Source organism: Streptomyces sp. H39-C1, assembly GCF_027158125.1.
GTDB lineage: Bacteria > Actinomycetota > Actinomycetes > Streptomycetales > Streptomycetaceae > Actinacidiphila > Actinacidiphila fildesensis.
The window spans coordinates 58,860-73,100 of sequence record NZ_JAPVLS010000047.1 but is presented as its reverse complement, the minus strand read 5'-3'; the positions used below and the strand labels follow the sequence as shown (position 1 = coordinate 73,100).

Below are 14,241 nucleotides of genomic sequence, written 5' to 3'. Positions count from 1 at the left end.
GCATTCCGTCACCCGAGTCCCCGGCGAACCGGATGATCACCCGGTCCAGCCGCTGGACCTCCTTGGCCGGTTTGCGCTGTTCACCGAGCAGCGGCTGTCCTACGGCTGGGCTGCTGACCTGGCTGGTCACTGAATCGGACCTCCTTCGAGGCGGCGGCTCACGGACACGGTCATGACCGTTGATCCCACCCACATGGTACGGGGGTAAGGGTCACCTTCCTGGGGTTTGACCGCATCCGGAACGTCGCGCTGAGCTTCCTGTGTGCCGCGTTGTGCCACGGTTCCATCGCCCCCCGAAGCCCTCACTCGTAAGACGCTGTCGCGTGCTGCTTCAGTTCTACGACCGCGCGCATGAGCGGGACTCAATGCCGGTGCGTGCTGCTCCGTACCGGTGTGTGGTGCGCCGCGCCGAATGCGGGGCGCACCATGCCAGCATCTGACACTTTGTCAGATGATCATGAATTGAGATAGGTGAGTACGGCCAGCACCCGGCGGTGATCCCCGCCACTCGGTGCCAGCCCCAGTTTCAGGAAGATATTGCTCACGTGCTTCTCCACCGCGCCGTCGCTCACCACCAGCTGAGCGGCCACCGCGGAGTTGGTCCGGCCCTCGGCCATCAGGCCCAGCACCTCGCGCTCGCGCGGAGTGAGCCCCGCCAGAACGTCCTGCTTCCGGCTCCGGCCCAGCAGCTGCGCCACGACCTCGGGGTCCAGCGCGGTACCGCCCTGGGCCACCCGGACCACGGCGTCCACGAATTCACGGACCTCCGCCACCCGGTCCTTGAGCAGATAGCCGACGCCGCGGCTGCTGCCGGCCAGCAGCTCCGTCGCGTACTGCTCCTCGACGTACTGCGACAGCACCAGCACACCCACCCCGGGATGCTCCCGGCGCAGCTGAACGGCGGCCCGCACACCTTCGTCCGTATGGGTGGGCGGCATCCTGACGTCCGCCACCACCACATCGGGGAGATTGCCCTCGTCCGCCATCTCTCCGATGACCTTGATCAGCGCCACGGCGTCGCCCACTCCCGCGACGACATCGTGACCCCGGTCGGTCAGCAGCCGGGTCAGGCCCTCCCGAAGCAGTACCGAATCCTCGGCGATGACGACCCGCACCCTGTCTCCCACGTGTTCCAGCCCCCCACATTCGATGTGACCACCCCAGCATTCCAGTATCGGGACCCGGGATGGGGAGCCTGCCGCCCCTAATCGCCGGACGGTCCCGGATTTCCGGGTCCGGCCGGCGATGAGGGGCGTGGGGTGGGGGCGGATTCAGCGGGCGGAGGCCGCGGGGAATCCGGGGAGTCCCAGGGGTGGCCCGGCCGCTGCCGGGGGTCCCGGCGGGTGTCACACCCGCCAGGGGAGCTCGGCGGTGATGCGCGTCGGGCCGCCGGGCGGGGAGTCGACGGCCAGCACACCGTCGACGGCGTCGAGCCGCTCCATCAGCCCCGCCAGCCCCGAACCGGCCGCGGTGTCGGCACCGCCGACGCCGTTGTCGGAGACGTACAGCATCATCCGGTCCGCCGACCGCCAGATGTCGACCTGGGCCTTCGAGGCCCCGCTGTGCTTGCTGATGTTCTGCAGCAGCTCGGAGACCGTGAAGTACGCGATGCCCTCGATCGCGGGCACCGGGCGGGCCGGCAGGTCCACGGTCACGCTCACCGGCACCGTGCAGCGCGTGGCGACCGCCGACAGGGCCGGGCCGAGACCGCGGTCGGTGAGGATCGCGGGGTGGATGCCGCGGGCCAGGTCGCGCAGCTCCTGGAGGGCGATCTTCACCTCGCCGTGTGCCTCGCCGACCATGACGGCCGCGGCCTGCGGGTCCTCCAGCAGCTTCTCCTTGGCCAGGCCGAGGTCCATCGCCAGTGCGACGAGCCGGGCTTGCGCGCCGTCGTGCAGATCGCGCTCGATGCGCCGCAGGTCGGCCGCCGCGTGGTCCACGACGACTCCTCGGTCGGACTCCAGCTCGGTGACCCGGGTGGCCAGCTTCGACGGGCCGAGCAGCCCCGACACCATCAGCCGGTCGACGTGCGCCATGCCGCGGAACATCCACGGGGCGGCGATGACGAGGACCAGGCCCACGCTGGAGGTGAGCACCATGTCGCCGGCGGTGTGCAGGTACCAGCCGCCACCGTTGTCGTCGCCGTCCAACTGCAGCCCCGCCTGGCCGAGGTAGACGGGGAAGATCCACCGCCACAGCGGGTAGGTCAGGAAGCCCCAGCCGTAGAAGAAGAACGAGATCGACACGCAGAAGCTGAAGACCGCCCACGGGAAGTGCAGGAAGCAGTAGAGGGCGTGCCGCCAGGAGACGCCGCTCTTGAGCTGGGCGCCCAGCCACCCCATGAAGCCGCCCTTGGCGGCGCGGACCGGGCCCGGCTCCGGCACGTCGTGACGCAGCAGCGCGCGCGCCCGGGCCCGCTCGATGATGCCGATGCCCCGGCAGCCCGCGAGGCCCGCGGCCAGGACCGGCAGGCCGAGGAAGGTGATGAGGAGGCCCGCACCGACCGAGAGCATCGTCACGACGTAGACGAAGCTGAAGATGCCCATGGGCAGGTTCAGCAGCAGGTATGCCAACTCACGCCAGGTCCTCGCCTCGAACGGCGCGCGAAGCACCGCTGGGACGCGGTGCTCGCGCGGTGCCGGCGAAAAATCGTAGGCCATGGTTCCGTCCGTCCTCTGGTTTCTGCTCCCTTATGACATACAGCCTGGTCGAACGGCGCCTCCCCGCCCATGGTGCGGATCGGCGTGTTCGGGAGGGGGATATCCCTACCCCGCGAGGTGGCCCTGGCGTGCGGACCCGCTCCGGGGCGGTGTCTGCTCGCGGTCGCGCCAGGGGAGTTCGGCGGTGATGGTCGTCGGGCCGCCGACGGGGGAGTCCACGACGAGCAGGCCGTCGACGGAGTCGAGCCGCTCGGTCAGCCCGGCAAGGCCCGTACCGCCGGTGGTGCCGGCGCCGCCGTTCCCGTCGTCCCTGACCTGGATCATCAGCCGCTCCTGCGAACGCCACAGGTCGACACTGGCGGTGCGCGCGCCGCTGTGCTTGCTGATGTTCTGCAGCAGCTCGGACACGGTGAAGTACGCGATGCCCTCGATCGCCGCCGCGGGCCGGGCGTCCAGGTCGACACCGACCTGGACCGGCACCGTGCAGCGCGCGGCGACCGACGACAGCGCGGCGTTCAGACCGCGGTCGGTGAGGATCGCCGGATGGATGCCGCGGGCCAGATCACGCAGCTCCTGAAGGGCGATCTTCACCTCGCCGTGCGCCTCGCCCACCATCTTGGCCGCCGCCTCCGGGTCCTCCAGCAGCTTCTCCTTGGCCAGCCCGAGGTCCATCGCCAGCGCGACGAGCCGGGCTTGCGCCCCGTCGTGCAGATCGCGCTCGATCCGCCGCAGATCGGCCGCCGCATGGTCCACGACCACCCCCCGGTCCGACTCCAGCTCGGCGATCCGCCGCTCCAGCTCGTCCGACGGCTGCAGCAGCCCCCGCACCATCACCCGGTCCACGGTGGTCAGCCCGCGCGCGATGAAGCCGAGCGCGGGCCAGGCGACGAAGAGCGAGGCGAAGGTGACGGTGAAGGTGAGGATGCCCCAGGGCAGCCGGATGGCGAAGTACAGCGCGTGCCGCCAGGCGACCGGGTCCTTGAGCGTCGCCCACAGCCACGGCAGGAAGCCGAAGGTGCTCGGCCGCATCGGCCGGGGATCGTCGATCACCACACCCAGCAGCTCCCGGGCGCGCGCCCGCTCGAGTTTGCCGAGCAGCCGGCAGCCGACGAGCCCGCCCGCGAGCAGGGGCAGTCCGATCACCGTGACCGACAGCCCGATACCGATCGCCAGCATCGTCACGACGAAGACGAAGCCGATGATCACGATCGGCAGGTTCAGCAGCAGATACCCGACTTCCTTCCAGGTCACCGCGCCGTACGCGAGCCGCGGTGGCGGCAGCGGGGCGGGTTCGGCGGAGGTCGGGACAGCAGGACTCGGGCTCATGCTCCCAGCCTGCCGGTAGGGGCGGCCGGAGCGCCATGGGGTTCATAGGGCGGGACAAGGTGGGGTTAACCCCCCTGACGCCTGCACGGCCGCTTCCCGCGCTCAAGTCAGGGCCTAGACTCCCTCCGTATAGATCGTCTAAAGATCCACTGGGATCGCTGGACAACGAGGGAACGAGGGGCGGACGGACGTGGACTACTTCCACGGCTACTCGGTCGTCGGTCTGGTCGCGGTGGTCGGGGTGCTCTTCGTGGCCGTGGCCTTCGGCGCCGGGCGGCTTTTGCGGCCGGTCGTGCCGACACAGGAAAAGATGCTCACGTACGAGTGCGGGGTCGACCCCGTCGGCGAGGGCTGGGCGCACACCCAGATCCGCTACTACGTGTACTCCTTCCTCTACGTCATCTTCGCGGTGGACACGATCTTCCTGTTCCCCTGGGCGACGGTCTTCGCCGCACCCGGATTCGGCGCGACCACGCTGGTGGAGATGTTCGTCTTCATCGGCTTCCTGGCCGTCGGCCTGCTCTACGCCTGGAAGAAGGGCGTCCTCGAATGGACGTGACCCCCGTGACTCCCGCGACGTCCGGTCCCGGTGCCTCCGGTGCCTCCGGTGCTTCCGGTCCGGACGGGAGCGAGGTCCAGTACCTGCCGGAACCGCGCCGGCTGGGCACGCTCGCCCGGCTCGCGCCGGAACCGATGAAGGTGATCCTGAACTGGGGCCGCCGCTACAGCCTGTGGGTCTTCAACTTCGGACTCGCCTGCTGTGCGATCGAGTTCATCGCGGCGTCGATGGCCCGGCACGACTTCATCCGGCTCGGCGTCATCCCGTTCGCCCCCGGCCCCCGGCAGGCCGACCTGATGATCGTCTCCGGCACCGTCACGGACAAGATGGCGCCGGCCGTGCGGCGGCTCTACGAGCAGATGCCCGAGCCGAAGTACGTCATCTCCTTCGGCGCCTGCTCCAACTGCGGCGGCCCGTACTGGGACTCCTACTCCGTCACCAAGGGCGTCGACCAGATCATCCCCGTCGACATCTACGTGCCCGGCTGCCCGCCGCGGCCCGAGGCGCTGCTCCAGGGGATCCTCAAGCTCCAGGAGAAGATCGCCCGCGAGTCCCTCGCCGACCGGTACGCCGACGGCCCGGTGGCCCGCCCGTCCGTGGCGGCCCTGAGCAGCAAGCTGATCGCCGCACCGCCGACGCCGGGGGAGGACCAGCGATGACGACCTCGGAACCGGGTGCGCCGGAGGCAGAGCCGGGCGCCGTGCCGGCGGCAGAGCGGGACGCCGAGGCGGCGTCGGAGCCGGGCACGACTCCTGACGCTGAAACCGGTGCTGAACGGCCGCCGTCGCCGGGTGTCGAGCCGGGCACGGCGCCGAGCGCTGAACCCGGCGCGAGTTCAGACGCTGCTCCGGCCGCCGTCGAGCCGGCCGCGGCCGAACCGCCGGCCGTCGCGCCGGTTCCCGCCGAGCCGGCCGTCGGGTGGCTGCCCGGTGCCGCGGCCGGGATCTTCGGGGCCGAGGCCACGGCCGTGGAGGCGTTCGGTCTGCTGACCGTGGACGTTCCGGTCGGCTCGTGGATCGCCGCGCTGGAGATCGCCAGGGACAAGCTCGGCTGCACCTACTTCGACTGGCTGAGCGCCGTCGACGAGGCCGCCGCGGGCTTCCGGGTCTGCGCGCACCTCGTGTCGCTGCCCGGTGCCGCGGCCGACGGCCGCATGGTGCGGCGGCTGCTCGTCCGCACCACCGTCCCGCACTCGGCGGCCGTGCTGCCGACTGCTATCGACGTCTTCGCGGGCGCCGGCTGGCACGAGCGCGAGACCCACGAGATGTTCGGCATCGACTTCACCGGCCACCCGCACCTGGTGCCGCTGCTGCTCCCCGACGAGTTCGAGGGCCATCCGCTGCGCAAGGACTTCGTCCTCGCGGCCCGCGTCGCCAAGGCATGGCCGGGCGCCAAGGAGCCGGGCGAATCGGAGCACGGCGGGCCCAAGCGCCGGACGATGCTCCCGCCGGGCGTCCCCGACCCGAACGAATGGGGCCCGCTCAAGGGCCAGCTCCCGCCGGCCCCGGCCCGCCCCGCCCGCACCCCGCGGGCGGCGGGCGCGGCCGGTGCCGCGCGCGGTGCGGCTGCTGCCGGTGCGGGTGCCGCCGCCGAGCGGCCGGCCCGCCGGCCCCGCCCGGCGAGCGACCAGCCCGACGCCCCGTGGCAGCAGGCCCCGGCGGAGAAACCCGCACCGGTGGCACCGCCGACCGAGAAACCCGCGCCTGTCGGGAAACCGGCTCCGGCTACGGAGACCGCTCCGCCTGCCGAACCCGCACCGCCCGCTGAACCTGCTCAACCCGCCCCGGCCACCCCGCCGGAGACCCCCGACACCGAGGGAGGACCGACCCCGTGAACGACATCCTCGATGTCGCGCTGCGGCTCGTCGCCGTTCTCGTCGTCTTCCTCACGTTCCCGCTCCTCGTCGGCCAGGCCGAGCACAAGGTGATGGCCCATATGCAGGGCCGGCTCGGCCCGATGTACGCGGGCGGCTTCCACGGGTGGGCCCAGTTGGTCGCCGACGGGGTGAAGTTCGCGCAGAAGGAGGACATCGTCCCGGCCGAGGCCGACCGGCGGATCTTCCAGCTGGCGCCGGCCGTCGCGCTGCTCCCCTATCTCCTGGTGCTCATCGCCATTCCGGTCGGCCCGAACGGTTTCGTGGGACAGGCCATCGACGCGGGGCTGTTCTTCGTGCTCGCGGTGATGGGCGTCGGGGTCCTGGGGTCGCTGATGGCCGGCTGGGCGTCGGCCAACAAGTTCTCGCTGCTCGGCGGGTTGCGTACGGCCGCGCAGCTGATGGCCTACGAACTGCCGATGCTGCTGGCGGCGGCCTCCGTCGCGATGGCGGCGGGCACACTCTCGCTCCCCGGGATCGTCGACGCGTACCAGTGGTGGTGGACGCCGTGGCAGATCGTCGGCGCCCTCGTCTTCTTCATCGCGGGCCTGGCCGAACTGCAGCGCCCGCCGTTCGACATGCCGGTCGCCGACTCGGAGATCATCTTCGGTGCGTACACCGAGTACACGGGTCTGCGCTTCGCGCTGTTCCTGCTCGCGGAGTACGCGGGCATCGTCGTGCTGTGCGGGCTGACCACCGTTCTCTTCCTCGGCGGTTGGCACGGTCCGTGGGCCGACAGCGTCGGCTGGGTGTGGACGCTGCTCAAGACCGCGGTGCTCGCCTTCGTCGTCATCTGGCTCCGGGTCACGTATCCGCGGCTGCGTGAGGACCAGCTGCAGAAGCTCGCCTGGACCGTCCTCATTCCGCTCGCCCTGGCGCAGATCGCGCTCACCGGCGTCGTCAAGGTGGTGATCTCGTAGTGGCCCACCCGTCTCCCACCCCCGCCCTTCCAACGACTCCCTCCGGGAGCTCCTCTCGATTTCCCGGCCACGGCTTGGCCAAAGGCCTTGCCGTCACCCTCAAGGCGATGACGCGCCGTTCCGTCACCGCGCAGTACCCCGACGTGCAGCCCGATCTGCCGCCGCGCAGCCGCGGCGTCATCGCGCTGTTCGAGGAGAACTGCACGGTCTGCATGCTGTGCGCGCGCGAGTGCCCCGACTGGTGCATCTACATCGACTCCCACAAGGAGACGACGCCCGCCACCGCGCCCGGCGGGCGGGAGCGCAGCCGCAATGTGCTCGACCGCTTCGCCATCGACTTCTCGCTCTGCATGTACTGCGGGATCTGCATCGAGGTGTGCCCCTTCGACGCGCTGTTCTGGACGCCGGAGTTCGAGTACGCCGAGACCGACATCCTCGAACTGACCCATGAGCGCGACAAGCTCCGCGACTGGATGTGGACGGTGCCGGCCCCGCCCGCGCTCGACCCCGGTGCCGAGGAGCCCAAGGAGATCGCCGCCGCCCGCAAGGCGGCGGACAAGCTCATCGCCGCGCAGCAGGCGGAGCAGGCGGCGCAGGCCCAGTCGGCCGGACAGGCCGGACAGGCCGGACAGGCCGGGCAGACACCACCGGAGAGCGGCGCATGAGCCTCGCAGCCGCCGCCGCGGCCCCTTCCGGATTCCTGTCCCCGACCGGGGTCGAGATCGCCTTCGTCCTCGTCGGTATCGCCACCCTCGGCGCCGCCCTGATCTCCGTCACCACCAAGCAGCTGGTGCACGCCGCGCTGTGGCTGGTGGTCGCGCTCGGCGGGCTCGCCGTCGAGTACCTGCTGCTGACGGCGGAGTTCATCGCCTGGGTGCAGGTGCTGATCTACGTCGGTTCCGTCGTGGTCCTGATCCTGTTCGGGCTGATGCTCACCCGGGCGCCCATCGGCCGCTCCCCGGACGCGGACTCCGACAACCGCTGGGTCGCGGTCACGGTGGCGGCCGCCTCCGCGATCACCCTGGTCTGGGTGGTCGTCGACGCGTTCCGCACCACGTGGATCGAGCTGGACGGTTCGGTCCAGGGCTCCACCAAGGTCACCGGGCAGACCCTCTTCCAGCACTGGGTGCTGCCGTTCGAGGCGCTGTCGGTGCTGCTGCTCGCCGCCCTGGTCGGTGCCATCGTGCTGTCCCGCAAGAACCAGGACCAGGACAAGGAGAGCTGATGCACCTCGCCTATCCCGCCGTGCTCGCGGTCCTCCTCTTCTCCATCGGGCTCTACGGCGTCCTCGGCCGCCGCAACGCGATCCTCGTCCTGATGTCCGTCGAGCTGATGCTGAACGCGGTCAACCTCAACCTCGTCGCGTTCGACGTCTGGCTCCGCGACACCCTGCACGCCGGCCAGGCGCTGACGCTCTTCACCATCACCATCGCCGCCGCCGAGATCGGCATCGGCCTGGCGATCGTGCTGCTCGTCTACCGCAACCGCGGCAGCTCCGACGTCGACAGGCTCACCGACCTCGCCGAGAACGGCCTCGCCGGAACCGGTCCGGCCGGCGCGGGCAGCACGCCGGACGCGGCGGCAGACGAGAAGGCAGAGGCCACCGCGTGACCCTCACGACCCTTGCCGCGCTGGTCCCCATCCTCCCGTTCCTCGGCGCGGCCGCCGGACTGCTGCTGGGCAGGCGGGCCCCCGGATTCGTCCGGCCGCTCGCCGTACTGCCGACCGCGGCGGCCTTCGTGCTGGCCGCGGTCGTCGCCGTGCGGCAGGGCAGCGGCGCGCCCACCGACGCCGCGACCCGGCTCACCCCGACCGGCTCGGTCCCCATCGACCTCGCCCTGCACCTGGACGGCTTCGCCGTCCTGATCGCGGTGCTCGTCGGCCTCGTGGCGACCTGCGTCCAGCTCTACTCGACGGCGTACCTGCGCGACGATCCCCGTTACCCCTCCTACGCCGCCCTGGTCTCCCTCTTCACCGCCGCCATGTTCCTGGTCGTCTACTCCGGCGACCTGATGGTGCTGCTGGTCGGCTGGGAGATCATGGGCATCTGCTCGTACTTCCTGGTCGGCCACTACTGGGAGACCGAGGTCGCCCGCGCGGCGTCCATGAAGGCGTTCCTCGTCACCAAGCTCGGCGACGTCCCCTTCATCATCGGCGTCTTCGCGCTCGCCACCGACGCGGGCACCTTCCGCATCAACGGGATCCTCACCGCCGCCACCCACGGCCAGCTCCAGCACCCGACGATCGTCGCGCTGCTGCTGCTCGCCGGAGTCGCGGGCAAGTCCGCCCAATTCCCGCTGCACACCTGGCTGCCCGACGCGATGGCCGGCCCGACGCCGGTCTCCGCGCTGATCCACGCCGCGACCATGGTCGCGGCCGGCATCTACCTCGTCGCCCGGCTGCTGCCCGTCTTCACCGCCAGCGCGGCCGCGCTCGTGGTCCTCGCCGTGATGGCCGCCGTCACCATGATCGGCTCGGGTCTCGCGGCCCTCGCCCAGGACGACATCAAACGGGTACTGGCCTATTCGACGATCGGCCAGCTCGGTTACATGGCCGGCGCGCTCGCCGTGGGCGACCGCAGCGCCGCCGTCTTCCACCTCCTGTCCCACGGCGCCTTCAAGGCGCTGCTCTTCCTCGGAGCGGGCGTGGTCATCCACGCGGCCGGCACCAACTCGCTCTCCGCGATGTCCCGTATGGGCGACCTCGGCAAGCGCGCCCCGGACGCCATGTGGACGATGGGCATCGCCCTGGCGGCGCTCGCCGCCCTGCCTCCCTTCTCCGGCTTCTTCTCCAAGGAATCGGTGCTGCGCGCCGCCGAGCACGCCTCCGGCGGCCACACCGACGGCGTGCCGTCGGCGGTCGGCTGGACCGTGCTGGCCGCCGGGCTGATCACCGCCGTGCTCACCGCCGGCTATGCCACCCGGCTTTTCCTGCTCGCCTTCCGGGGCAGCGGGCCGCGCGCCGCCGACCACGGCCGTGAGCCCGCGATCATGAACGCCGTCCTGTGGGTGCTCGCCGTCCCCAGCGTCGCGTTCGGCATGATCGCCCTCGTCCCGTCGGTCTTCGACCTCCCGAAGTGGTTCGACGGCACCGAGCTCACCCCGACCCTCCTCACCTCCGTCCTCGGCATCGGCCTCGCCCTCGTCGGCGTCCTCGTCACCTACGGCGCCTGGACGGCCGGTGCCGCCCGCCGGTCCGCCGCCCCGCTCGGCGCGATCGGCGCCGACTCGGGCGCCGAGCCTGCCGAGGCGGAAGCGACCGCCATCGCCGCGCACACCGCCGTCTACGGCGACATCGCGTCGTCCGACGACCCGGCCGACCCGGGCCGGCTGCTCCTCGGCCGCCTGCACCGCCACGCGGCGAGCGGCTTCCACCTCGACGCCGTCTACACGGCGCTCTTCGTCCGACCGGTGCTCGCCGCCGCGAACCTCGTCCGCTTCCTCGACCGCGAGGTCGTCGAGACCTACGTACGGGGAGCGGGCGCGGCGCCGCGCCTGCTCGGCGCGGCCGTCCGGCGCGCCCAGACCGGAAATGTCCAGACCTATCTCAGCGCGCTGCTGGCCGGTGCCGTCGTACTCGCCGTCCTCGTCGCCGTCGGAGCGTGAGCCGTGAACGACACCGCCCTCCAGTACGTGCTCGCAGGCATCGTGGTCCTGCCCCTGCTCGGTGCCGTCGGAGCCCTGCTCCCCGCGCCGCCCGGCCTCCGGGGACGCAACCCGGACCAGGCCGTGCTCCGCCACGGCGTCACGGTCACCGGCGCCGTACTGATCCTCGCGATCGTCCTCGCGGCCGGCTTCGACCACGACCACCCGGCGACGATGCAGGCCAGCACCGACCTCAAGTGGATCCCCGCCCTCAACATCCACATCCATCTCGGCGTCGACGGCATCTCGCTCCCCCTCCTCGTCCTGACCGCGCTGCTGACCTTCCTCTGCGCGCTCCACAGCTACTTCAAAAGGCCCGCGGGCCCGTCCCCCAAGGCCTTCGTCGCCCTGCTCCTCGTCCTCGAAGCGGGCACCCTCAGCACCTTCGCCGTGCTGGACCTGATGCTCTTCTTCCTGGCCTTCGAGACCGTCCTCATCCCGATGTACTTCCTCATCGCCCGTTGGGGCGGCGCCGGACGCGAGGCCGCCTCGCTGCGCTTCATCCTCTACACCCTCCTCGGCTCCGTGATCATGCTGCTCGGCCTGCTGCTCATCGGGGTGAAAGCGGGCACATTCGACATGGTGGCACTCGCCACTGACAACGGGTCGTCGCTCGGTCACTCCACGCAGTTGCTCGCCGTCCTCGCCATCGGCATCGGCTTCGCGATCAAGGCCCCGATGTGGCCGCTGCACAGCTGGCTCCCGGACGCCCACACCGCCGCGCCCACCGTCGGCTCCGTGCTGCTGGCCGGCGTCATGCTCAAGATGGGCACCTACGGATTCGTCCGTATCGCGCTGCCCGTCGCCCCGGACGGCATGCACACCTTCGCGCCCTACCTGGCCGCGTTCGCCGTCGTCGGCATCGTCTACGGGTCCCTCGCCTGCCTCGCACTGGCCCGCAAGGGAGCCGGCGGCGACCTGAAGCGCCTCATCGCCTACTCCTCCGTCGGCCACATGGGCTTCGTGCTGCTCGGCATCGCGACCCTCACCCCGACCGGTGTGAACGGGGCGCTCTTCGCGAACGTCGCCCACGGCCTCATCACCGGCCTGCTCTTCTTCCTGGTCGGCGCCATCAAGGACCGCTACGGAACGAGCGACCTCGACCGCCTCACCGGGGAGAACGGCGCGGCCCTGTACGGCAGGGCCCCCCGCCTCGGCGGCCTGCTCGCCTTCGCCGCCGTCGCCTCCCTCGGACTGCCGGGGCTGGCCGGCTTCTGGGGCGAGATGCTCGCCATGTTCGGCGCCTTCAAACCCGCCGACGGGCTCAGCCGCCCCACCTACCTGGTGTTCACGGCGGTCGCCGCGTTCGGCACCCTGCTCACCGCCGCGTACCTGCTGGCCGTCGTGCGCCGCGTCTGCATGGGGGACAAGGGCACCGCGGAGTCCGGGCAGCCGGTGCTGTCCGACGTCCACGGCTACGAGTTCGCCGCCTGGACCCCACTCGCCGCCCTCACCGTCCTCGCCGGCCTGTGGCCCGCGGCCCTCCTCGGCCTCACCGACCCGGCCGTGCGCTCGCTCCTCGGAGGCAGCTGATGAGCATCCCCGTCACCGGCTCCCACGCCTCCTCCCACGCGACCGGAACGCTCGCGGCGGACGCCGTCGGCTCCCTCGTGCAGTCCGTGGACTGGATCGCCATCGCCCCGGCGGCGATCCCCGCGGCCGTCGCGCTCGTCGTCCTGGTGGCCGACCTCTTCCTCCCCAAGGAGAAGAAGGCCCTGCTGGGCTGGGTCACCATCGCCGGCCTCGCCCTGGCCGGGCTGGCCCTGGGCCCGCTCCGGGCCGGCCACCGCAAGACGTTCTGCCTCACCACCGACCCCGGCGAATGCTCCTACGCGGCCGACCACTTCACCGTCGTCATCCAGCTCCTCGTCATCGGCGGCGCGCTGCTGACGGCGCTGCTGTCGATGCACGACATGGAGAAGTACCCGGCCGGCGAGTACTGGTTCCTGCTGCTGTCCTCGGCCGCCGGAGCCGCGCTGCTGCCCGCCTCCCGGGACCTGGCGACCCTGGTCGTCGCCCTGGAGGTCACGACGCTGCCCGCCTTCGCGCTCGTCGGCATCAAACGCGGCGACCGGCTCTCGTCCGAGGCCGCGCTCAAGTTCTTCCTCTCCTCCGTGGCGGCGACCGCCGTCACGCTGCTCGGCGTCAGCTTCGTGTACGCCGCCACCGGCACCCTCCACCTGGCGTCGATCGCGGACGGTCTGGGCGACGTACAGCCGCAGCTGGCGACGCTCGCCAAGGTCGGCGCGGTCCTCACCCTCGTGGGCTTCGCCTTCAAGCTCGCCGCCGCGCCCTTCCACTTCTGGGTACCCGACACCTACGTGGGCGCGCCGCTGCCGATCGCCGCGTACCTCTCGGTCGTCGGAAAGGCCGCGGGCTTCTCCGGCCTCATCCTCATCACCGTGATCGCGTTCGAGCCGTACGCCGACGTCTGGGGCCCGGTCGTCGCCGTACTGGCCGCCCTGACGATGACGGTCGGCAACGTCGCCGCGCTGCGCCAGCGCGCCGGGTTCGCGCACAGCGCGGTCCGGCTGCTGGCCTGGTCCTCCATCGGCCAGGCGGGCTATCTGCTGGTGCCGATCGCGGCCGCCGCGTACTCCGACGACCCGCAGCACCAGATCGGCACCACCGTGGCGTACGCCCTGATGTACGCGGCCGTGAACCTCGGTGCCTTCGCGGTGGCCGCCCTCGTCGCCCGAACGGCCCCCGCCAACCGCCTGACCGACTACCGGGGGCTCTACGCGAACCGCCCGCTGACGGCTCTCGCGCTGGCGTTCTTCCTGCTCTGCCTGGCCGGGCTGCCGCCGGGCGTCATCGGACTCTTCGCCAAGGTCGCGGTCTTCTCGTCGATCGTCGGTACGGGACCGGCCTGGCTGGCCGTCGTCATGGCCGTCAACGTGGTCATCGCGCTCGTCTACTACCTGCGCTGGACCGCGCTCCTGTTCGCGAAGCCGGAGGCCGGGCCGGCGGCGGCCACGGGCGCGGCGGACGGCACGGGAACGGTCTCCGGAGCGGTTGCCGGTGCGGTCGCCGTGGCGGTGCCCGCCACCCGGACGCCCGCCCCGCTCACCGCCGCCATCGCCCTCACCGCGGTCGCCGGCATCGTGCTCTCCGGCGTCCCGCAGCTGGTCCTCCGCTACGCCTCGGGGGCGCTGCTCTGACCCCGCCCGGGGCGTGTGCACAAGGGAACTAGCGGCCTTCCGGTGGCGTTGACCAGTACAGGAGGTTCTCCTAAGAGGGGAGAAGGTTCCCCCGCCGC

At 71.4% G+C, this 14,241-nt stretch carries 13 protein-coding genes; 10 read left to right on the top strand and 3 right to left on the bottom strand.

Translation table 11 applies throughout. The annotated features are described in order from the left end of the window. Nucleotides 1–455 precede the first annotated feature (455 nt). The 3 genes from O3W51_RS28170 to O3W51_RS28160 form a co-directional block, all read right to left on the bottom strand. Nucleotides 456–1,115 carry a response regulator transcription factor gene (locus O3W51_RS28170; protein ID WP_275946681.1) on the bottom strand — a complete coding sequence of 220 codons (660 nt, stop codon included), beginning with the start codon at nucleotides 1,113–1,115 and terminating at the stop codon, nucleotides 456–458. 231 nt (nucleotides 1,116–1,346) lie between these two features. Continuing rightward, on the bottom strand, nucleotides 1,347–2,660 hold the full coding sequence (locus O3W51_RS28165; RefSeq protein WP_138359469.1) for a sensor histidine kinase: 1,314 nt from the start codon (nucleotides 2,658–2,660) through the stop codon (nucleotides 1,347–1,349). A gap of 105 nt (nucleotides 2,661–2,765) precedes the next feature. After that, on the bottom strand, nucleotides 2,766–3,986 hold the full coding sequence (locus tag O3W51_RS28160) for a sensor histidine kinase (protein ID WP_138359467.1): 1,221 nt from the start codon (nucleotides 3,984–3,986) through the stop codon (nucleotides 2,766–2,768). Between the two features lie 190 nt (nucleotides 3,987–4,176). On the opposite strand from O3W51_RS28160, the gene O3W51_RS28155 reads away from it, so the two are divergent. The 10 genes from O3W51_RS28155 to O3W51_RS28110 all read left to right on the top strand — a co-directional run bounded on the left by O3W51_RS28155 (nucleotide 4,177) and on the right by O3W51_RS28110 (nucleotide 14,143). Next, nucleotides 4,177–4,545 carry an NADH-quinone oxidoreductase subunit A gene (locus O3W51_RS28155; RefSeq protein ID WP_138359465.1) on the top strand — a complete coding sequence of 123 codons (369 nt, stop codon included), beginning with the start codon at nucleotides 4,177–4,179 and terminating at the stop codon, nucleotides 4,543–4,545. Next, nucleotides 4,536–5,204 carry an NADH-quinone oxidoreductase subunit B gene (locus tag O3W51_RS28150; RefSeq protein WP_138359463.1) on the top strand — a complete coding sequence of 223 codons (669 nt, stop codon included), beginning with the start codon at nucleotides 4,536–4,538 and terminating at the stop codon, nucleotides 5,202–5,204. Before O3W51_RS28155 ends, O3W51_RS28150 begins: the two co-directional genes overlap by 10 nt. Further along, nucleotides 5,201–6,379: an NADH-quinone oxidoreductase subunit C gene (locus tag O3W51_RS48955; protein ID WP_232484680.1), complete on the top strand. Its 1,179-nt coding sequence runs from the start codon at nucleotides 5,201–5,203 to the stop codon at nucleotides 6,377–6,379. The genes O3W51_RS28150 and O3W51_RS48955 overlap by 4 nt, the downstream gene beginning before the upstream one ends. After that, nucleotides 6,376–7,338 (top strand): NADH-quinone oxidoreductase subunit NuoH, encoded by a 963-nt coding sequence (nuoH, locus tag O3W51_RS28140; protein WP_138352859.1) that lies wholly within the window; start codon nucleotides 6,376–6,378, stop codon nucleotides 7,336–7,338. The genes O3W51_RS48955 and nuoH overlap by 4 nt, the downstream gene beginning before the upstream one ends. A gap of 107 nt (nucleotides 7,339–7,445) precedes the next feature. After that, entirely contained in the window at nucleotides 7,446–8,003 is a 558-nt protein-coding gene (locus tag O3W51_RS28135; protein ID WP_198357085.1) for a 4Fe-4S binding protein, read from the top strand. Next, complete coding sequence (locus O3W51_RS28130; RefSeq protein WP_138352861.1) at nucleotides 8,000–8,563, top strand: NADH-quinone oxidoreductase subunit J family protein; 564 nt, start codon at nucleotides 8,000–8,002, stop codon at nucleotides 8,561–8,563. The genes O3W51_RS28135 and O3W51_RS28130 overlap by 4 nt, the downstream gene beginning before the upstream one ends. After that, nucleotides 8,563–8,949, top strand: coding sequence for an NADH-quinone oxidoreductase subunit NuoK (nuoK, locus tag O3W51_RS28125; protein WP_138352862.1), 387 nt, complete (start codon nucleotides 8,563–8,565; stop codon nucleotides 8,947–8,949). The genes O3W51_RS28130 and nuoK overlap by 1 nt, the downstream gene beginning before the upstream one ends. After that, nucleotides 8,946–10,943: an NADH-quinone oxidoreductase subunit 5 family protein gene (locus tag O3W51_RS28120; protein ID WP_138352863.1), complete on the top strand. Its 1,998-nt coding sequence runs from the start codon at nucleotides 8,946–8,948 to the stop codon at nucleotides 10,941–10,943. The genes nuoK and O3W51_RS28120 overlap by 4 nt, the downstream gene beginning before the upstream one ends. A gap of 3 nt (nucleotides 10,944–10,946) precedes the next feature. Next, the gene (locus O3W51_RS28115) at nucleotides 10,947–12,515 is read left to right on the top strand and encodes a complex I subunit 4 family protein (protein ID WP_138352864.1); all 1,569 of its coding nucleotides are present in this window, start codon (nucleotides 10,947–10,949) and stop codon (nucleotides 12,513–12,515) included. Continuing rightward, nucleotides 12,515–14,143 (top strand): NADH-quinone oxidoreductase subunit N, encoded by a 1,629-nt coding sequence (locus tag O3W51_RS28110; RefSeq protein WP_138352865.1) that lies wholly within the window; start codon nucleotides 12,515–12,517, stop codon nucleotides 14,141–14,143. The genes O3W51_RS28115 and O3W51_RS28110 overlap by 1 nt, the downstream gene beginning before the upstream one ends. The last annotated feature ends 98 nt before the right edge of the window (nucleotides 14,144–14,241 follow it).